An 18409-nucleotide genomic window follows, 5' to 3' on the forward strand; every position below is an offset into this window, starting at 1 on the left:
CCCGGAACCAGCCCGACGATCAGCCGTCAGCAGGACTACGGCAGTCGCCAGTCCACCGGCTGCGCGCCCTGGGCCGCCAGCATCTCGTTCGCCTTGCTGAACGGCCGCGAGCCGAAGAAGCCGTAGCTCGCCGACATCGGACTCGGGTGCGCCGACTCGATCGCCGGCACCTGCCCCAGCAGCGGGCGCAGGTTGCGGGCGTCGCGCCCCCAGAGGATCGCCACCAGCGGGCCGCCGCGGGCCACCAGGGCGCGGATCGCCTGCTCGGTGACCTCCTCCCAGCCCTTGCCCCGGTGCGCGGCGGGCTTGCCGGGCGCCGTGGTGAGCGCCCGGTTCAGCAGCAGGACGCCCTGGTTCGTCCAGGGCGTCAGGTCGCCGTTGCTCGGCGGCGGGCAGCCGAGGTCCTGGCACATCTCCCGGTAGATGTTGACCAGGCTGCCGGGCAGCGGCCGCACCTCGGGCGCCACCGAGAAGCTGAGCCCGACCGCGTGGCCGGGCGTCGGGTACGGGTCCTGGCCGACGATCAGCACCCGCACGTCCCGGAACGGCTGCTGGAACGCCCGCAGCACATGGGGCCCGGCCGGCAGGTAGGTGCGCCCGGCGGCCAGCTCGGCGCGCAGGAACTCCCCCATGGCGGCGACCCGCCCGGCCACCGGTTCCAGGGCCTCGGCCCAGCCGGGTTCGACGATCTCGTGCAGTGGTCGCGGTGCCATGGGTTCACCCTATCGGCCGTGCCGGCAGGGGTTCATGTCCCCAGGTCAGGCCACCGGGCGCCCGCGCAGCACGACGAGTTCGGGCGCGGCCAGCACCCGGACGTCGGCCCGCGGGTCGGCGCCGTAGACCACCAGGTCGGCGGGGGCGCCCTCGGTCAAGCCCTCCCGGCCGAGCCAGGCGCGCGCTCCCCAGGTGGTGGCGTTCAGCGCCTCGGTGGCGGTCAGCCCGGCCTTGGTCAGCTCGGCGACCTCGGCGGCGACCAGGCCGTGCGGCAGCGAGCCGCCGGCGTCGGTGCCGACGTAGATCGGCACGCCCGCCTCGTGCGCGGCGCCGACCGTGCGGTAGCGGTTCTCGTGCAGCCGGCGCAGGTGGGCGGCCCAGTTCGGGAACTTGGCCTCGCCGCCCTCGGCGAGCTTGGGGAAGGTGGCGATGTTGACCAGGGTGGGCACGATCGCCACGCCGCGCTCGGCGAAGACCGGGATCAGCTCCTCGGTCAGGCCGGTGGCGTGCTCGATGCAGTCGATGCCGGCCGCCAGCAGGTCGGGCAGCGACTCGGTGGCGAAGCAGTGCGCGGTGACCCGCGCGCCCTCGGCGTGCGCTGCCGCGATCGCCTCGGCCAGGGTGTCGCCGGGCCAGCAGGCGGCCAGGTCGCCGACCTCGCGGTCGATCCAGTCGCCGACCAGCTTGACCCAGCCGTCGCCGCGCCGGGCCTCCCGGACCACGTAGGCGGTGAGGTCGCCGGGCTCGATCTCGTGCGCGAAGTTGCGGATGTAGCGGCGGGTCCGGGCGATGTGGCGGCCGGCCCGGATGATCTTGGGCAGGTCCTCGCGGTCGTCCACCCAGCGGGTGTCGCTGGGCGAGCCGGCGTCCCGGATCAGCAGGGTGCCGGCATCCCGGTCGGTGATCGCCTGCTTCTCGCTGGTGCCGGCGTCCACCGGGCCGTGCGCGTCCAGGCCGACGTGGCAGTGCGCGTCCACCAGGCCGGGCAGCGCCCAGCCGGTGACCGTGCGGACGTCCTGGGCGCCGGTCGGCCGGGTCAGGCTGACCCGCCCGTCGACCACCCAGAGCTCGTCCAGGACCTCGTCCGGGCCGACCAGCACCCGGCCCCTGATGTGCAGCACCGCGCCATCCGTCATGCCCGCACTCTACGACGGCGGCCCGGGCGGCGGACCTGAGGTGTTGATCACGGGCGCCGCATTGACCGGACATGACAAGAATGATTGACTCACCGTCAGACCTTCCCCGCCGGAGTCGGTCCCACACGGCCGTCCGCCCGGCCGCCGTGGCCGCTCCTCCGGTTCACCGCTCGCGGTCGCGCCCCGCGCCATCGCCGCCGGTGGGCCCCGGCGCCCGGGTCCGACGGACCATCCCCCGTATCCGTCGGGCCCGGGCGCTTTCGTGCGCTTCCGTGCGCCCCGGGGAGTTCACGCACCGGCCAGCTGCCGGCCGCGCGCTGCTCACCTGCGCCCGACAGGGTCCAGGCAGCCAAAGTTGGCTATACAACTTCGCCGCCTGTGTTCACGAAGGGCCCGCCATGCCTGACCCCCTCGCCCGCCCCGCCTTCTGGCTGCGGGACAACTGCCCGTGCGCCGAGTGCCGCGACCCGCGCAGCGGCCAGAAGCTCTTCCAGATCACCGACCTGCCCGAGGAACTGGCGGTCGCCGCGAGCACCGGGGTGGACGGCCTGCTGGAGGTGCTCTGGTCGGACGGCCACCGGTCACGCTACCCGGCCGACCTGCTCGCCGAGCCGGGCACCCCCGCCGAGCAGGACGCCGGCGACCTGCGCACCGAGCGGGGCAAGCGGCTCTGGCGGGCGGCCGACTTCGCCGCCGGGATTCCGGAGGCCGGCTGGGAGGCCTACCTGGCCGATCCGGCCGAGCGGGCCGCCGTGCTGCGCGCCGTGCAGCACCTGGGCTTCGCGGTGCTGCGCGGGGTGCCGGCCGAGCCGGGCCGGGTGCTGGAGGTGGCGGAGAGCTTCGGCTTCGTGCGCCGGACCAACTACGGCGACCTGTTCGACGTCCGGGTCGAGCCGGACCCCAACAACCTGGCCTTCACCAGCGCCGCCATCGCCCCGCACACCGACAACCCCTACCGCGACCCGGTGCCCACCCTGCAGCTGCTGCACTGCCTGGAGAACGCGGCCGAGGGCGGCGACTCCGCCCTGGTGGACGGCTTCCGGGCGGCCGACCTGCTGCGCACCGAGGCGCCGGAGGACTTCGCGGTGCTGACCCGCACGCTGGTGCCGTTCGTCTTCCGCGACCGCGGCACCGAGCTGCGCGCCGACCGGCCGCTGATCGGCACCGACCCGCTGGGCCGGATCCGCGAGGTGCGGTTCAACAACCGCTCGATCGGCCGGCTGCGGCTGCCGGACGCCGAGCTGGAGCGGTTCTACGCCGCCTACCGGCGGTTCGCCGCGATCACCCTGCGCCCCGGGCTGCAGCTGGCCTTCCGGCTCGAGCCGGGCGACTGCGTGGTCTTCGACAACACCCGCCTGATGCACGCCCGGACCGCCTTCGAGCGGACCGGCGGACGCCATCTCCAGGGCTGCTACGCCGACTTGGACGGCCTGGCGGCCACCCTGGCGGTGCTGGACCGGCAGTCGGACGCCCTGGACCGCCTCCAGGAGCTCTTCGAGGGCGAGGGCGCGGGCGAGTACCTGGGCGAGCAGGTGACCCAGGCCGAGCACATGCTGCAGGCCGCCGCGCTGGCCCGGCAGGCGGGCGCCTGCGACGAGTTGGTCGCCGCCGCGCTGTTGCACGATGTCGGCCATTTCTTCGACAAGCACAGCACCGAGGTGGTGACGGGCCGTCAGCTGATGCAGGGTCAGGACAACCGCCACAGTGACACCGGCGCCGACTGGCTCGCCCAGTGGTTCGGCCCGGGCGTCACCGAGCCGGTCCGCCTGCACGTGGCCGCCAAGCGCTACCTCTGCACCGTGGAGCCCGCCTACCGCGCCGCGCTCTCCGAGGCCTCCGAGTACACCCTGCTGGTGCAGGGCGGCCCGTTCACCGCCGAGCAGGCCGCCGCCTTCGCCGAACTCCCGGGCGCCGCCGACGCGGTGGCGGTCCGCCGGTGGGACGACGAGGCGAAGGACCCGGCCGCCGAGGTGCCCGGCTTCGCCGCCTACCGCCCGCTGCTGGCCGCCCTGATGGCCCGCGCCTGACCCGGCCCGGGCCGGGTGCCGGGGCGGCGGGCCGCCCCGGCACCGCCGTCAGTCGTCGGCCCGCGCGTGCCGCGAGAGCGCCGAGGTGGCCAGCGAGTTGTGCACGCTGAACGCCACCATCCCGGGCAGGTAGCGGTCCTGCGACCACTCCACCGGACGCCCGGTCGGGTCGGTGGTGCGCCGCCGCTCGCGCAGCAGCGGCGCGCCGCGCCGGCAGCCGAGCAGCCGGGCGTCGTCGCCGTTCGCGGTGACCACGTCAATGGTGTGGTCGGCGTCGGTGAAGAGGATGCCGTGCTCCCGCAGGTGCTCGGTGTGCGAGACCACGTCGGCGGGCAACTGGGCCACCAGCATGCCGACATGGGGCGGGTAGATGGTCCGCTCCACCATCACGGGGGTGCCCGAGAGGGTGCGGAGGCGAAGTGTCACGTACACCTCCGCCCCGGGCTCCAGGCGCAGTTGCTCGCGCTCGGCGGCGTCGGCCGGCCGGCGCAGCAGCGACTCCAGCCGGCCGCCCGGCTCCTCCCCCATCGAGCGCGCCCAGTGGGTGAAACTCAGCAGCTCGGAGAAGCTCTGCACCCGGGCGTTGCCCAGCACCACCCGGCGGGTGCCCCGGCGCGAGGTGACCAGGCCGTCGGCCCGCAGCACCGCCAGCGCCTGGCGGACCGTGCCGCGCGAGACGCCGTACCGCTCGGCCAGCGCGCCCTCCGCGGGCAGCCGCCCGGCCTCGCCGTAGGCGCCGGTGGTGATGGCCTCGCGCAGGTCGGCCGCCACCCGGCGGTAGAGCGCGCCACCGGCCTCGACCGCGCCGCCCGACTCCTCCTGGCCCTCGGGCTCGTCCTGCTGCATCGCGTTCTCCGTGATGGTCTCTGACACCGGTCTCCCCCGCCTGTGACTCGCTGTCCCGCCTGCTGATCGTGGTGCGTCCGGCCTGCTGATCGTGGCTGAGGACTGGCCCGACCTTATCCGCTCCGACCTCCTCCTTCGCGCACCAGATGGATGGCTGTACACCGACCGGAAGCCACCGTTCCCGCAGCCGACCCCTGTTCTGGGGCACCTGTTCACCTTCTGGTCACCGTAGTCCGGCGTACTTACCGGCGTCGGGCGAAGTTGGCCAGCCAACTTGGCGCCAATCTCGCTCCTCCGACGCTCCCCTCTCCATGTCGCAGCCAGCGCACCTGCCCGTGCGACTCTGCCGCACCTCGATCCAGGAGATCCTCCCGTGACCGTGAACCGCGCCCGTGCCGCCGCTTTTGCGGCTGTGCTGACCGCCGCCGCGCTCTCCCTCACCGCCTGTGGCTCCGCGGGCTCGTCCTCGGCCACCACGGCCAACGGCAAGTCCGCCAAGACCGCCGCCTCGGCCGCCGACCTGGGTGGCATGGACGCGCTGGTCGCGGCCGCGAAGAAGGAGGGCAACCTCCACGTCATCACCCTGCCGCGCGACTGGGCGAACTACGGCACGCTGATGGACAACTTCACCAAGAAGTACGGCATCAAGATCGAGGACGAGAACCCGGACGGGTCCAGCCAGGACGAGATCAACGCGATCACCTCCCGCAAGGGCCAGGACCGCGCCCCCGACGTGGTGGACGTGGGCACCGCCTTCGCGATCTCCGGCAGCCAGCAGGGCCTGTTCGCCCCGTACAAGGTCGCCACCTACGACCAGATCCCGGCCTCGATGAAGGCCGGCGACGCCACCACCTACAACGACTACGGCGGCTACGTCTCGATCGGCTGCAACCCGCAGCGGGTCAACCCCTGCCCGAAGACCTTCGCCGACCTGCTGAACCCGGCCTACAAGGGCCAGGTCGCGCTGAACGGCAACCCGACCAAGGCCAACGCCGCGCTGAGCGCCGTCTGGGCGGCCTCGCTGGCGAACGGCGGCTCGCTCGACAGCATCCAGCAGGGCATCGACTTCTTCGGCAAGCTGAAGCAGATCGGCAACTTCAACCCGGTCGAGGCCACCTCCTCCACGGTCGAGAACGGTGAGACCCCGATCACCATCGACTGGTCGTACCTGAACACCGGCTACACCGACAAGCTGCAGCCGAAGGGCATCACCTGGCAGGTGTCGATCCCCTCGGACGGCTCCTTCGCCCAGTACTACAACCAGGCGATCAACAAGGACGCGCCGCACCCGGCCGCCGCCCGCCTGTGGGAGGAGTACCTCTACAGCGCCGAGGGCCAGAACGGCTTCCTCGGCGGCTACGCCACCCCGGCCGAGTTCGACGCGATGAAGTCCGCCAACACCCTGGACGCCACCGCCGTCGCCAAGCTGCCGGCGATCTCCAAGCCCTTCACCACCTTCCCGAGCCAGGCCCAGCAGGACGCCGCCAAGGCCGCGGTGACCTCCAACTGGGCGAAGGCCATCGGGGGCTGAACCGCACCATGACTACGGCTCCCACCCCGGTGCCGCCCTCCGCCGCCGTTGACTCCAACGGCGGCGGGGGTGCCCCCGGCCCCGCTCAGCACGCCCGCCCGGCCGCCCCCACGGCCACCCGCCGCCGCAACCGGGCCTGGCTCGGTGCGCTCCCCCTGCTGGTCTTCTTCGCGGTGGGCTTCGGCCTGCCGGCCGTGGCCATCGCCATCGGCGCCTTCACCACCTCCTCCGACGCCCCGGGCGGCGGGGGCACGTTCACGTTCTCGAACCTCACCGGTTCGCTGCAGGGCGCCTACTGGACGGCCCTGCTCGGCTCGGTGAAGCTCTCCGCGCTCACCGCGCTGATCGGCACCGTCGTCGGCCTGCCGCTCGCGCAGGCGGTGGCCACCTCGCGGTTCCGGATCTTCCGCGACCTGGTGACCTCCGGCTCCGGCGTGCTGGCCAACTTCGGCGGCGTGCCGCTGGCCTTCATGTTCGTCGCCACCCTGGGCAACGCGGGCGAGGTCACCACCGGCCTGGGCCTGAAGAAGTACGGCTGGAGCCTGTACACCTTCGACGGCCTGGCGATCGTGTACCTCTACTTCCTCGTCCCGCTGATGATCCTCACCATCACCCCGGCCCTGGAGGGCCTGCGGGTGCAGTGGCGCGAGGCCGCCCAGAACAACGGCGCGACCACCTTCCAGTACTGGCGGTACGTGGCCCTGCCGGTGCTGCTGCCCTCGCTGCTCGGCGGGTACGTGCTGCTCTTCGGCGCCTCGTTCGCCGCCTACGCCACCGCCGAGGCCATGGTCGGCAGCTCGATCCCGCTGATCTCCATGCAGATCGGCGACGCGCTCTCCGGCAACGTGCTGGTCGGCCAGGGCAACCTGGCGCTGGCCCTCGGCCTCGACATGATCGTGGTCGCCTGCCTGGTGATGGCGATCTACCTGCCCCTCCAGCGCCGGAGTGCCAAGTGGCTCAGCTGACCTCCACCTCGTCCTCCTCGTCGTTCCTGGGCCGGCTGCGGCTCGGCCGCGGCGCGGTGCTGCTGATCTGCGGCGTGTACTTCCTGGTGCCGCTGGGCGCCTCGGTCTGGTTCAGCATCGACGACCACAAGGACGGCGTCAGCTTCGACGCCTACACCAAACTGGTCTCGGCGCCCGGCTTCCTCGACGCGCTCTACCTCAGCCTGGAGCTGGCCGCCGCCACCGTGGTCCTGCTGCTGGTCCTGCTGGTGCCGGCCATGCTGGCGGCCCGGCTGGGCTCGCCCCGGCTGCGCCCGGTGATCGAGGTGATCTGCTCGCTGCCGCTGGTCGTCCCGGTGGTCGCGCTGACCACCGGCATCGTCGGCGTGCTGCGCTGGGGCCCGGACTACTTCTCCACCACGCCGTTCTTCCAGACCTTCGTGGCCGTCCAGGACCCGAAGTTCCCGCTCGTCCTGCTGGTCGCCTACGTGCTGATGGCCCTGCCCTTCGCCTACCGGGCGCTGGACGGCGGCCTGCGCAGCGTGGACGTCGTCACCCTGGTCGAGGCGGCCCGCAGCTGCGGCGCGAGCACCACCCGCGCGGTCTTCACCGTGGTGCTGCCCAACCTGCGCAACGCGCTGCTGAATTCAGCCGTGCTGATCGTCGCGCTGGTGCTCGGCGAGTTCACCACCGCCTCGATCCTCGGCTTCCAGCCCTTCACGGTGTGGATCAACAGCTACGGAAAGACCGACGGGCAGATGTCCGTCGCGGTCTCGATGCTCAGCCTGATGATCGTCTGGGTCGTGCTGCTGCTGATCTCCCTGCTCGGCCGCGGCAGAAAGGGCGCCCGGTCCTGACGGACCGCCGCCCCCGCCCCACACCACACGCACTTTCCAGGAGTTCACCGCCATGACCACCTCGCCCGCACCCATCCCGCCCACCGGCGTGCCGCTGCACCCGGGCAGCGCCACCGTCGAGTTCCGCTCGCTGCGCCGGGCCTTCGGCTCCACCGTGGCGCTCGACGGGCTGGACCTCACCGTCCACCCGGGCGAGCTGCTGGCCCTGCTCGGCCCCTCCGGCTGCGGCAAGACCACCGCGCTGCGGATCCTGGCCGGCTTCGAGACCCACGACTCGGGCGAGGTGCTGGTCGACGGGAAGGACGTCACCCGGACCCCCGCGCACAAGCGCGACGCCGGCATGGTGTTCCAGTCCTACAGCCTCTTCCCGCACCTGACCGCGCTGGACAACGTCTCCTTCGGCCTGAAGATGCGCGGCCTGGACAAGGCGGCCCGGCGCCGCAAGGCCCAGGAGCTGCTGGAGCTGGTCGGCCTGCCGCAGCGCGCCGCCCACTACCCGCACCAGATGTCCGGCGGCCAGCAGCAGCGCATCGCGCTGGCCCGCGCCCTCGCCCTGCAGCCGCGGGTGCTGCTGCTCGACGAGCCGCTCTCCGCGCTGGACGCCAAGGTCCGCCTCAACCTGCGCGAGGAGATCCGCAAGCTCCAGCAGGAGCTGGGGATCACCACCCTGTTCGTCACCCACGACCAGGAGGAGGCGCTGTCGATGGCCGACCGGGTCGCGGTGCTGCGGGCCGGCAGGCTGGAGCAGTGCGCCACCCCGAACGAGCTCTACGCGCGCCCGACCACCGCCTTCGTCGCGGAGTTCGTCGGCACGATGAGCCGGATCCCGGCGCAGCGCTCCGGCGAGGGCGTGGAGGTGCTGGGCCGCCGCCACGCGGTGGACGGCACGGTCCCGGCCGACGGCGAGCTGGTCGTGCTGGTCCGCCCGGAGAACGTCGGCCTGCTGGCCGGCGGCGACGCCGTGGTCATCGGCGCGAGCTTCCTCGGCGCGGTCACCCGGCTGACCGTGAAGCTGGCGGACGGCACCGAGATCAAGGCCGACCTGCCCACCGACCAGGCGGCCCGGCTGCCGGTCGGCAGCGGTGCCACGCTGACCCTGCCCGACCGCCCGGTCCTGGTGGACCGCCGCGTCGGCGCCGGGCTGTGATCCCGCGCATGACCCCTTCCTGCTCACCCAAGCCCGCCGCCGTCCTCTTCGACATGGACGGCACCCTGGTCGACACCGAGCACCTGTGGTGGGAGGCGACCAGCGAGATCGCGGCCGAGCTCGGGTACGCCCTCGGCGAGGCGGACGTCCCGGAGGTGCTCGGCCGCGCGGTCGAGCACACCGCGGCCCACCTGGCCGCCGTCTGCCCGGTCCCGACCGGCGCGGCCGTGCTGGCCGAGCGGCTGAACGCCGCCTTCACCCACAGGGTCGCCGCCCGGGTGGTGCCCCGCCCCGGCGCGCTGGCGCTGCTGGCGGAGCTGCGGGCCGCCGCGGTGCCGACCGCCCTGGTCTCCGCCTCGCCGCGGCAGGTGGTCGACCTGGTCCTGACCCACCTGGGCCGGGACTGGTTCGCCGTCACCCTGGCCGCCGAGGACACCGAGCGCACCAAGCCGGACCCGGCCCCCTACCTGGCCGCCGCGGCCCGGCTCGGCCTGGACCCGGCCGCCTGCGTGGCGGTGGAGGACACCCCGACCGGCGTCGCCTCGGCTCACGCGGCCGGCTGCGCGGTGCTGGCCGTGCCCTCCTCGGACGTGGCGATGCCCTCGGCTCCCGGCATCACCCTGCTCGCCAGCCTCACCGAGGCCGACCTGCCCCTGCTCGCCGGGCTCACCGCCCGGCCCGCAGAATGACGGTCATGCCCTACCTCCTCCTCGTGCTCGCCATCGCCAGCGAAGTCTGCGCCACCAGCTGCCTCAAGCTCACCGAGGGCTTCAGCAGGCTGTGGCCCAGCATCGGTGTGGGCATCGGCTACGTACTCTCCTTCGCCCTGCTCGGCCAGGCGCTGAAGAAGATCCCGGTCTCGGTCGCCTACGCCGTCTGGTCCGGCGCCGGCACCGCCGCCGTGGCCGCGATAGGCGTCGCCGCCTTCGGCGAGCACCTGGGGAAGCCGCAGCTCGCGGGCATCGCCTTCATCATCCTCGGCGTGGTCCTGCTCAACCTGCGCGCCTCGCACTGAGACCGGTCGCCCCGCACCGCCGCTGGAGCCTCGGTGCGGGGCGACCGAATGTTCGGCTGTCAAGACTTCAACCCATAGCGTCATGAATACGACAACCGGATGAATCACACGAGCTGACGGTGTCTCATAGGTCACAGCCGTCGTTGACGGGACCTACCACCCCTCAGGGACACCCATGCGACGTTCCAGTCGTCACCTCGCCATGTCCTCGTTCGCCGCCGCCGCGCTGCTCGGCGGCACCGTCCTCACCGGGGCGGCACCCGCCGGGGCCGCACTGGCGTCGGGGCACCGGCTGCCGACCCCGGTACCGGCCTCCTTCCAGCACCGACTGGCCGGCCCGTTCCCCACGCCCTACACCGTGGCCGACTGCCAGACCCTGTTGAAGCGCTCCTGCTACGGCCCGACCCAGCTCGAGCAGGCGTACGACGAGAAGCCGCTCTTCGACCGGGGGATCACCGGCGCCGGGCGCACCATCGTGATCGTCGACTCCTACGGCTCGCCGACCATCCAGCACGACCTGGACGTCTACAGCCAGCACTACGGCATCCCCAGCACCGGCGTGCAGGTGGTCAAGTGGGGCAACGTGCCGGCCTTCGACCCCACCAACTCGGACATGACCGGCTGGGCCGAGGAGACCACGATCGACGTCGACATGGCGCACGCCATGGCCCCCGGCGCCAAGATCGTGCTGGTCGAGACCGGCGTCTCGGAGACCACCGGCGTCACCGGCTTCCCGGAGATGATGAGCGCCGAGGACTCGCTGATCAAGCAGGGCGTCGGCGACGTGATCTCGCAGAGCTTCGGCTCCACCGAGAACGACTTCGCCGGCTTCGACCAGGGCGACTACTCCAGCCTGCTCAACCTGCGCTTCGCCTTCAAGGACGCCCAGGCGCACGGCGTGACCGTGCTGGCCTCCTCCGGCGACAACGGCGCCACCGACGTGGAGAACGACGGGTCCACCGACTTCCCGTACCCGGTGACCTCCTGGCCGCCCTCCGACCCGCTGGTCACCGGCGTCGGCGGCACGTCGGTGCACCTGGACGCCAACGGCAACCGGCTCTCCCCCGACACCGTCTGGGACGACCCGGCGCCCAACGACCACGGCGCCACCGGCGGCGGCAAGTCCGCGGTCTTCCAGCGCCCGGCCTACCAGTTCGGCGTCCGCAGCACGGTCGGCAACACCCGCGGCGTGCCGGACATCAGCATGCTGGGCGACCCGCTGACCGGCGTCTGGACCTACAACAGCTACGGCCCGGACGACAACGGCTGGGAGCTGTGGGGCGGCACCAGCGTGGCCAGCCCGATCTTCTCCGGCGTGGTCGCGCTCGCCGACCAGGCGGCCGGCCACCGGCTGGGCAACCTGAACTACGCCCTCTACGGCCTCAGCGCCCTGCAGCAGGCCGGCGCCCCCGGCACCGGCCTGGTCGACGTGGTCGGCGGCAGCAACGGCTACGACGGCGTCACCGGCTGGCCGGTCACCCCGGGCTACGACATGGCGACCGGCGTCGGCACGGTCGACGTCGCCAAGTTCGTCCCGGCGCTGGCCGCGCTCGGCTAGTCGCCCGTTCAGTCCCCCGTTCGACACCGGTAGGAAATGGGGTGCCCGCCACGGCGGGCACCCCTTCGCCGTGCGATATCTTGATGTCAAGACGTTGTAGACGTGAAGGCGGAGTACCGGTGACTGACTCGACCATCATTTACACGCACACTGACGAGGCCCCTGCCCTGGCGACGTACTCGTTCCTGCCGGTGGTCCAGGCTTATGCCTCCACGGCCGGCGTCAAGGTGGAGACCCGCGACATCTCGCTGGCGGGGCGCATCATCGCGCACTTCCCCGAGTTCCTCACCGAGGACCAGCGGATCGCCGACGCGCTCGCCGAGCTGGGCGAGCTGGCCAAGACGCCGGGTGCGAACATCATCAAGCTGCCCAACATCTCGGCCTCGGTGCCGCAGCTGAAGGCCGCGATCGCCGAGCTCCAGGCCCAGGGCTACGCCCTGCCGGAGTACCCGGACGACCCGAAGACCGAGCAGGACCGCGATGTCCGCGCCCGGTACGACAAGGTCAAGGGCAGCGCGGTCAACCCGGTGCTGCGCGAGGGCAACTCCGACCGGCGCGCCCCGCTCTCGGTCAAGAAGTACGCCCAGACCCACCCGCACCGGATGGGCGCCTGGACCGCCGATTCCAAGACCAACGTCGCCACCATGGGCGCCGACGACTACCGCTCGACCGAGAAGTCCGCGGTGATCGCCGAGGACGGCAGCCTGAAGATCGAGCTGGTCGCCGCCGACGGCACCACCACCGTGCTGCGCGAGTCCGTTCCGGTGCTGGCCGGCGAGGTCGTCGACGCCGCCGTGATGCGGGCCGCCGCGCTCAACACCTTCCTGGCCGCCCAGGTGGCCCGGGCCAAGGCCGAGGGCGTGCTCTTCTCGGTGCACCTCAAGGCCACCATGATGAAGGTCTCCGACCCGATCTTCTTCGGCCACGTGGTCCGCGCCTTCTTCCCGAACACCTTCGCCCAGTACGGCGCGGTGCTCGACGCGGCCGGCCTCAACCCGAACAACGGCCTGGGCGGCATCCTGGCCGGCCTGGACGCGCTGCCCGAGGGAGCGGCCATCAAGGCCTCCTTCGACGCCGAGCTGGCCGAGGGCCCGGCCCTGGCCATGGTCGACTCCGACCGCGGCATCACCAACCTGCACGTGCCGTCCGACGTCATCGTCGACGCCTCGATGCCGGCCATGATCCGCACCTCCGGCCACATGTGGGGCCCGGACGGCAACGAGGCCGACACCCTGGCCGTCATCCCGGACAGCAGCTACGCGGGCGTCTACCAGACCGTCATCGACGACTGCCGCGCGCACGGCGCCTTCGACCCGGCCACCATGGGCTCGGTGCCGAACGTCGGCCTGATGGCCCAGGCCGCCGAGGAGTACGGCAGCCACGACAAGACCTTCGAGATCGCCACCGAGGGCACCGTCAAGGTCACCGACGCCTCCGGCGCCGTGGTCCTGGAGCAGCCGGTCGCCCCCGGCGACGTCTTCCGGATGTGCCAGACCAAGGACGTGCCGATCCGCGACTGGGTCAAGCTGGCCGTCAACCGCGCCCGCGCCACCGGCGACCCGGCCGTCTTCTGGCTGGACGCCGAGCGCGCCCACGACGCCAACCTGATCGAGAAGGTCAAGGCCTACCTCCCGGAGCACGACACCGAGGGCCTGACCATCGAGATCATGGCCCCCGAGCAGGCCACCGCCTACTCGCTGGAGCGCATCCGCCGCGGCGAGAACACCATCTCGGTGACCGGCAACGTGCTGCGCGACTACCTGACCGACCTGTTCCCGATCCTGGAGCTGGGCACCAGCGCCAAGATGCTCTCGGTGGTCCCGCTGATCAACGGCGGCGGCCTCTTCGAGACCGGCGCCGGCGGCTCCGCCCCGAAGCACGTGCAGCAGCTGGTCAAGGAGAACTACCTGCGCTGGGACAGCCTGGGCGAGTTCTTCGCGCTGGCCGCCAGCTTCGAGCACCTGGCCACCACCACCGGCAACGCCCGCGCCCAGGTGCTGGCCGACACCCTGGACCGGGCCACCGGCACCTTCCTGGAGAACGACAAGTCCCCGGCCCGCCGGGTCGGCCAGATCGACAACCGCGGCAGCCACTTCTACCTGGCCCTGTACTGGGCCCAGGAGCTGGCCAAGCAGACCGGCGACAGCGCCCTCGCCGAGGCCTTCGCCCCGCTGGCGAAGACCCTCAGCGAGCAGGAGCAGGTCATCGTCGACGAGCTGATCACGGTTCAGGGCTCGCCGGTGGACCTGGGCGGCTACTACCAGCCGGTCCCGGCCAAGGCCGCGGCCGTGATGCGCCCGTCGAAGACCCTGAACGAGGCGCTGGCCACTCTGGCCTGACGCTTCCCCGGGTTCACCGAGGGCCCCGGTTCCCGCGCTGCGATGCGCGGGGCCGGGGCCCTCGCGCATCCGGTGCGGGACCGGCACCATGGAGTGCGTGGACCCCTTTGGCGAGCTCACCGGTGATCACTTCCGCGTCCCTCCCTCGGGCTTCCTCGCGCTGCCCGGCGACGTGCTCCCGCCCGCCGCGATCCGCGAGTTCGATCCGGGCGCCATCCCGCCCGAGCTCCGCACCACGGCCGGTGACATCGTCTTCGTCTCCGCCGTCGACCGGGAGGCGGTGAAGCGGTTCTGCGCCGACCACGGCATCCCGCTGCGCACCCGCCCCGACGTCTGGGCCGCGCTGCTGGAGCCCTACCTGGACACCGAGTTCAGCGAGCAGGAGCAGGAGCTCACCGACGCCCTGCTGCGCCGTGCCGGACTCGACGGGGCGGCGGTCCAGGAGATCCGCGACCGGGTCGGGTCGATGGTGTGGCAGTACAACCTGGTGGTCTGGGACTGGGTCCACCTCGGCCTCGCCGACCTCTTCGAGGCAGCGACGAGCAGCTGGGTCCCGGAGGAGCTACGGGTGGCGGAAGTCGACCAGGCCGACTTCTACCGCTGGGCCGTCCGCATCGCCGGCCGCGCCGACCACCCTGGGACCTAGCCGGCCGATCCCGGGCAGGTCCCGCCCCAGCCCGGCGGCAGCAGCAGCGGCGCCGGCCCGGCCACGTCCAGTGCCAGCCCGGCCGAGTCCGCCACCCCCAGCAGCTGCTCGCCGGTGACCGCCAGGTACGGCACCGCGGGCCCCAGCCCGCGCGCCTTGGCGAACAGGCCCAGCGCGGTCTCGCCGGAGAAGGCGTAGACCCACTCGACGCCGTCCAGCTCGGCGGCGAGCGGTTCACCGCCGGTGGTGGGCAGCAGCACCAGGCTGTCCCGGATCTGTTCGACCACCTCGGGAGTGTTGATCGTTCCGTCGTGCAGCGCCACCAGGCGCGCACTCAGCCGTTCCCTGAACACCGGCACCCCACAGAAGATCGGTCATGCTGGGCGGATTCGCTCCTTTCCGGCCAGCGTAACGGTCGTGGCCGGAAGACGACCGCCAGGGGCCGCGGGGCGGTGCCGGCCAATGCCGGTGGTGGACGGACGATCTGACGAGGAGTCGACAAAGGACCGGGAACGGCCTCGCCGGTGCGCAGGCCGGCGGGCGGCGACAGGCCGTCGCCGCCGCCCGCCGGCCTGCGGGATCAGCCGCCCGCGGCCGCCGCGGCCTCGGCCGCGAGCTTCGCCCGGTGCGCCTGCCACCAGCCCGGCTCCTCGCTGGGCAGCTGGCGGCGGTCCTGCTGGTAGCCGGCCGAGCCGTCGATCAGCTCGCGCACGATGTCGGCGTGCCCCGCGTGCCGCGAGGTCTCGGCGATCAGGTGCACCGCGACCCGGTGCAGCGTGGCGGGCCCGTATTCCCGGGGCCACCACGGGACGAAGCCGACGGTGTCCAGCGGCAGCGCCGCCAGGGTGGCATCGGCGTGCCGCCAGGCGTCGCGGTAGACGCCGGTGACGAACTCCCGGGACTCCTCGGCGGTGGCCCACTTGTCGGTGTCGGGGGCGAAGGCGTCCGGGCCCAGGTCGGGCCGGAACCACGGCACCGGCTCCTGGTAGTGCCGCCCAAACACGAAGCCCAGGTAGAGCAGTTCGACCCCGGCCAGGTGCTTGACCAGGCCCAGCAGGTTGGTGCCGGTCGGGGTCAGCGGGCGGCGGATCTCGGCCTCCGTCAGGCCGTCGAGCTTCCAGACCAGCACGTCGCGGGCCTCCTGGAGGTGTCCGCGCAGCTCCTGCTTGAAGGTGTCCTCGTTGCTCATGGCTCTTCTCTCCTCTCTCCTCAGTCGCTCAGCAGGCCGACGACGTTGCCGTCCGGGTCGGTGAAGACGGCCATCCGGCCCATCCCGGGCAGTGCGCGCGGCTCCAGGCGGCGGGCGCCGCCCAGTTCCTCGGCGCGGGCGAGCGCGGTCTCCACGTCGGCGACCCGGAAGTAGACGGCGATGCCGGTGTAGGGGCTGCCGGGACCGGCCTGGCCGATGCCGCCGGTGGGGCGGCCGTCCGCGTCGCCGACCAGCGAGTAGGTGTCGTCCAGGACGTTGACCGGCCAGCCGAACATCTCCTGGTAGAAGCGGCGGGCGCGCGGGGCGTCGGGGGTGGAGACGTCGAACCAGGCGACGGTGTGGGGGAAGGTGCTGTCTTCCTGCACGGGAGGCTCCTTGCGGACGTGTCGGATGTGCGGTCGCAAGGTGGGACTCCGGGGGTGGGGCAGAATCGTCGCTTGTGAGCGAGATTTCCTCCGAAGATCCGTTCGAGTCGCCGGAGGCGGCCGATCTTGCACGGGCGCGCGGCGGGGACGGTGCCGCGTTCACCCGGCTCGTCGCACCGCTGCGGCGCGAGCTGCACGCGCACTGCTACCGGATGCTCGGCTCGGTGCACGATGCGGACGATGCGCTGCAGGAGGCGCTGCTGCGGGCGTGGCGCGGGTTCGAGCGCTTCCAGGGGCGGGGGTCGCTGCGCTCCTGGCTGTACACGGTGGCGACCCGGACCTGCCTGGACGCGGCGCAGGCGCGGGGGCGGCGGGCGATGCCGGTGGACCTCGGGCCGTCCAGCGACCGGGCGGTGCTGGACGCGGCGCCGCTCGGCGAGGTGGCGTGGCTGGGGCCGTACCCGGACGCGGAGCTGCCGACGGGCGGGGGTCCGGCGGCGCGGTACGAGCAGCGGGAGGCGGTGGAGCTGGCGTTCGTGGCGGCGCTGCAGCACCTGCCGGGGAACCAGCGGGCGGCGCTGTTGCTGTTCGACGTGCTGGGGTTCTCGGCGGCGGAGATCGCGGGGATCATGGACACCTCGACGACCTCGGTGAACTCGGCGCTGGCCCGGGCAAGGCGGGTGCTGGCGGAGAAGGTGCCGGCGCGCAGCCAGCAGCAGACGCTGCGCAAGATCGGGGACGCGCGGATGCGGGAGGTCGTGGCCGCGTACTCGTCGGCGCTGGAGCGGGGGGATGCGGAGGCGCTGGTGGCGCTGCTCACGGCGGACGTGACCTGGTCGATGCCGCCGCTGGCGAGCTGGTACCGGGGGCTGGCGGCGGTGATGGACTTCGCGGTGGAGGTGCCGCTGACCCGCTGCCCGAGCTGGCGGACGCGGGCCGTGGCGGTCAACGGGCAGGCGGCGGTGGCGTGTTGGGTGGGGGCGGGGCCTGAGGAGCTTCACACGGGGTTCTCGGTGACCGTGCTCACGCTCCGGGAGGACCGGATCTGCGAGATCGTGTCGTTCCTGGGGGCGGAGCAGTTCGAGCGGTTCGGGCTGCCGACCTCGGTGAAGTGATCGTTTGAGTGCGGAGTACTGTGCCGCCCGTGAGCGTGGAAGCGGAGCCGGCATGGCTCGATGTGCGGGTGGGTTCGGGGTCGGGGCGGTCGCCTGCGGGCGAGGCGCGGCCTTGGGTGCAGCTGGTGGTGGGCGCGGCGGCGATGACACTGGGTGGCTGGTACGGCGCCGCGTATGCGGAGGCGTGGGTGCACTTCCACGGGGCGGCGCGGGCGGATGCGGTGGTGGTGGGGGTGGACTACGCGAAGACGGCGAGCAGGGAGAGTCCGAACGGCTTCACGGTGGAGGTGGCGGGGCGGGACGGGCGGCCGGTGCGGGCGAGTGTGGACGACCCGGCGACGGGGCCGTCGGGGGTTTCGGTGGGGGCGCGGGAAGTCGTGCTGGTCGACTTCGGGCGGCCGGGGCATGTGCTGTTTCCGAGCCAGCTGCACTGGACGGCGGCGGCGCTGCCCGCGTTGGGCGTGACGTTCGGGGTGGTCGTGGCGGGGATGGGGGCGTTCGAGTTGGCTACGCGTCGGGCGGGCGGTGCCTGGGACAGCGGCAGACGGGCCATTCGCCGGTGATGGGGAGGACGTAGAAGTCGGGGTCCACGGTGACGCGGCGCTTGCGGGCGAGGGGGATGCGCTTGCCGGCGGGGGTGATGCGGTAGACGCGGATGGTCATCTTGCTCACGGGGCTGGTCACCCCTGCTGCTGCGCGAGGGACTTGAGGCCGGCGCGGAGGACGGGGAGGAGCTTGTCGATGACGTCGGGGCGGGCGGCGCCGAGGTCGATGAGGTAGACGCCGGTGGCTTGGCCGGAACGCCAGTCGACCCCGACGCTGGGGAGTTGGACGTTGGCGAGGGCGAGGAGGGCGAGGAGGTCTTCGAGGACGTCGGCGGTGTAGGCGCGGGCGTCGGAGAGGTGGCGGGAGAGGGGGGTGGGCATAGCGAGGCTCCGGGGCGGTGAGGTCGCTCAGCG

At 72.7% G+C, this 18409-nt stretch carries 19 protein-coding genes; 12 read left to right on the forward strand and 7 right to left on the reverse strand.

Annotation, left to right across the window (positions count from 1 at the left end):
* Nucleotides 1-35 precede the first annotated feature (35 nt).
* Together ACFYNO_RS03200 and ACFYNO_RS03205 are read right to left on the reverse strand one after the other, a co-directional pair.
* On the reverse strand, nucleotides 36-713 hold the full coding sequence (locus ACFYNO_RS03200) for a uracil-DNA glycosylase (protein WP_388004386.1): 678 nt from the start codon (nucleotides 711-713) through the stop codon (nucleotides 36-38).
* Between the two features lie 45 nt (nucleotides 714-758).
* Nucleotides 759-1850 (reverse strand): amidohydrolase family protein, encoded by a 1092-nt coding sequence (locus ACFYNO_RS03205; protein ID WP_388004389.1) that lies wholly within the window; start codon nucleotides 1848-1850, stop codon nucleotides 759-761.
* Between the two features lie 398 nt (nucleotides 1851-2248).
* On the opposite strand from ACFYNO_RS03205, the gene ACFYNO_RS03210 reads away from it, so the two are divergent.
* Complete coding sequence (locus tag ACFYNO_RS03210) at nucleotides 2249-3877, forward strand: phosphonate degradation HD-domain oxygenase (RefSeq protein WP_388004392.1); 1629 nt, start codon at nucleotides 2249-2251, stop codon at nucleotides 3875-3877.
* A 48-nt stretch (nucleotides 3878-3925) separates the two neighbouring features.
* On the opposite strand, the gene ACFYNO_RS03215 is transcribed toward ACFYNO_RS03210, so the two are convergent.
* A complete protein-coding gene (locus ACFYNO_RS03215; protein WP_388005464.1) occupies nucleotides 3926-4723 on the reverse strand; it encodes a GntR family transcriptional regulator in 798 nt (265 codons plus the stop codon).
* Between the two features lie 373 nt (nucleotides 4724-5096).
* Here ACFYNO_RS03215 and ACFYNO_RS03220 point away from each other — a divergent pair, with 373 nt between their 5' ends.
* The 9 genes from ACFYNO_RS03220 to ACFYNO_RS03260 all read left to right on the forward strand — a co-directional run bounded on the left by ACFYNO_RS03220 (nucleotide 5097) and on the right by ACFYNO_RS03260 (nucleotide 14760).
* Complete coding sequence (locus ACFYNO_RS03220; RefSeq protein ID WP_388004395.1) at nucleotides 5097-6254, forward strand: ABC transporter substrate-binding protein; 1158 nt, start codon at nucleotides 5097-5099, stop codon at nucleotides 6252-6254.
* Between the two features lie 8 nt (nucleotides 6255-6262).
* On the forward strand, nucleotides 6263-7219 hold the full coding sequence (locus ACFYNO_RS03225; RefSeq protein WP_388004398.1) for an ABC transporter permease: 957 nt from the start codon (nucleotides 6263-6265) through the stop codon (nucleotides 7217-7219).
* A 26-nt stretch (nucleotides 7220-7245) separates the two neighbouring features.
* Nucleotides 7246-8055, forward strand: a complete 810-nt coding sequence (locus ACFYNO_RS03230) for an ABC transporter permease (protein WP_388005467.1) — start codon at nucleotides 7246-7248, stop codon at nucleotides 8053-8055.
* A gap of 52 nt (nucleotides 8056-8107) precedes the next feature.
* Nucleotides 8108-9202 carry an ABC transporter ATP-binding protein gene (locus ACFYNO_RS03235; protein ID WP_388004401.1) on the forward strand — a complete coding sequence of 365 codons (1095 nt, stop codon included), beginning with the start codon at nucleotides 8108-8110 and terminating at the stop codon, nucleotides 9200-9202.
* 8 nt (nucleotides 9203-9210) lie between these two features.
* Complete coding sequence (locus ACFYNO_RS03240; RefSeq protein ID WP_388004404.1) at nucleotides 9211-9891, forward strand: HAD family hydrolase; 681 nt, start codon at nucleotides 9211-9213, stop codon at nucleotides 9889-9891.
* Nucleotides 9892-9896: 5 nt separating this feature from the next.
* Nucleotides 9897-10217 carry a DMT family transporter gene (locus ACFYNO_RS03245; RefSeq protein WP_388004407.1) on the forward strand — a complete coding sequence of 107 codons (321 nt, stop codon included), beginning with the start codon at nucleotides 9897-9899 and terminating at the stop codon, nucleotides 10215-10217.
* Between the two features lie 175 nt (nucleotides 10218-10392).
* The gene (locus tag ACFYNO_RS03250; protein ID WP_388004410.1) at nucleotides 10393-11775 is read left to right on the forward strand and encodes a S8 family serine peptidase; all 1383 of its coding nucleotides are present in this window, start codon (nucleotides 10393-10395) and stop codon (nucleotides 11773-11775) included.
* Between the two features lie 119 nt (nucleotides 11776-11894).
* A complete protein-coding gene (locus tag ACFYNO_RS03255) occupies nucleotides 11895-14114 on the forward strand; it encodes an NADP-dependent isocitrate dehydrogenase (protein WP_388004413.1) in 2220 nt (739 codons plus the stop codon).
* 97 nt (nucleotides 14115-14211) lie between these two features.
* A complete protein-coding gene (locus ACFYNO_RS03260) occupies nucleotides 14212-14760 on the forward strand; it encodes a hypothetical protein (protein ID WP_388004416.1) in 549 nt (182 codons plus the stop codon).
* On the opposite strand, the gene ACFYNO_RS03265 is transcribed toward ACFYNO_RS03260, so the two are convergent.
* The 3 genes from ACFYNO_RS03265 to ACFYNO_RS03275 form a co-directional block, all read right to left on the reverse strand.
* Nucleotides 14757-15119, reverse strand: a complete 363-nt coding sequence (locus ACFYNO_RS03265) for an SseB family protein (protein ID WP_388004419.1) — start codon at nucleotides 15117-15119, stop codon at nucleotides 14757-14759. The two genes, ACFYNO_RS03260 and ACFYNO_RS03265, sit on opposite strands and share 4 nt — an antisense overlap.
* A gap of 221 nt (nucleotides 15120-15340) precedes the next feature.
* Complete coding sequence (locus tag ACFYNO_RS03270) at nucleotides 15341-15949, reverse strand: DinB family protein (protein ID WP_388004422.1); 609 nt, start codon at nucleotides 15947-15949, stop codon at nucleotides 15341-15343.
* A gap of 20 nt (nucleotides 15950-15969) precedes the next feature.
* Nucleotides 15970-16335, reverse strand: a complete 366-nt coding sequence (locus ACFYNO_RS03275; RefSeq protein WP_388004425.1) for a VOC family protein — start codon at nucleotides 16333-16335, stop codon at nucleotides 15970-15972.
* 74 nt (nucleotides 16336-16409) lie between these two features.
* On the opposite strand from ACFYNO_RS03275, the gene ACFYNO_RS03280 reads away from it, so the two are divergent.
* Together ACFYNO_RS03280 and ACFYNO_RS03285 are read left to right on the forward strand one after the other, a co-directional pair.
* Entirely contained in the window at nucleotides 16410-17450 is a 1041-nt protein-coding gene (locus ACFYNO_RS03280) for a sigma-70 family RNA polymerase sigma factor (RefSeq protein WP_388004428.1), read from the forward strand.
* Between the two features lie 29 nt (nucleotides 17451-17479).
* Complete coding sequence (locus tag ACFYNO_RS03285; RefSeq protein WP_388004430.1) at nucleotides 17480-18013, forward strand: hypothetical protein; 534 nt, start codon at nucleotides 17480-17482, stop codon at nucleotides 18011-18013.
* Between the two features lie 117 nt (nucleotides 18014-18130).
* On the opposite strand, the gene ACFYNO_RS03290 is transcribed toward ACFYNO_RS03285, so the two are convergent.
* On the reverse strand, nucleotides 18131-18376 hold the full coding sequence (locus tag ACFYNO_RS03290; RefSeq protein WP_388004433.1) for a hypothetical protein: 246 nt from the start codon (nucleotides 18374-18376) through the stop codon (nucleotides 18131-18133).
* Between the last annotated feature and the right edge of the window lie 33 nt (nucleotides 18377-18409).

The organism is Kitasatospora sp. NPDC006697 (assembly GCF_042869935.1).
In the GTDB taxonomy this organism is placed as follows: domain Bacteria; phylum Actinomycetota; class Actinomycetes; order Streptomycetales; family Streptomycetaceae; genus Kitasatospora.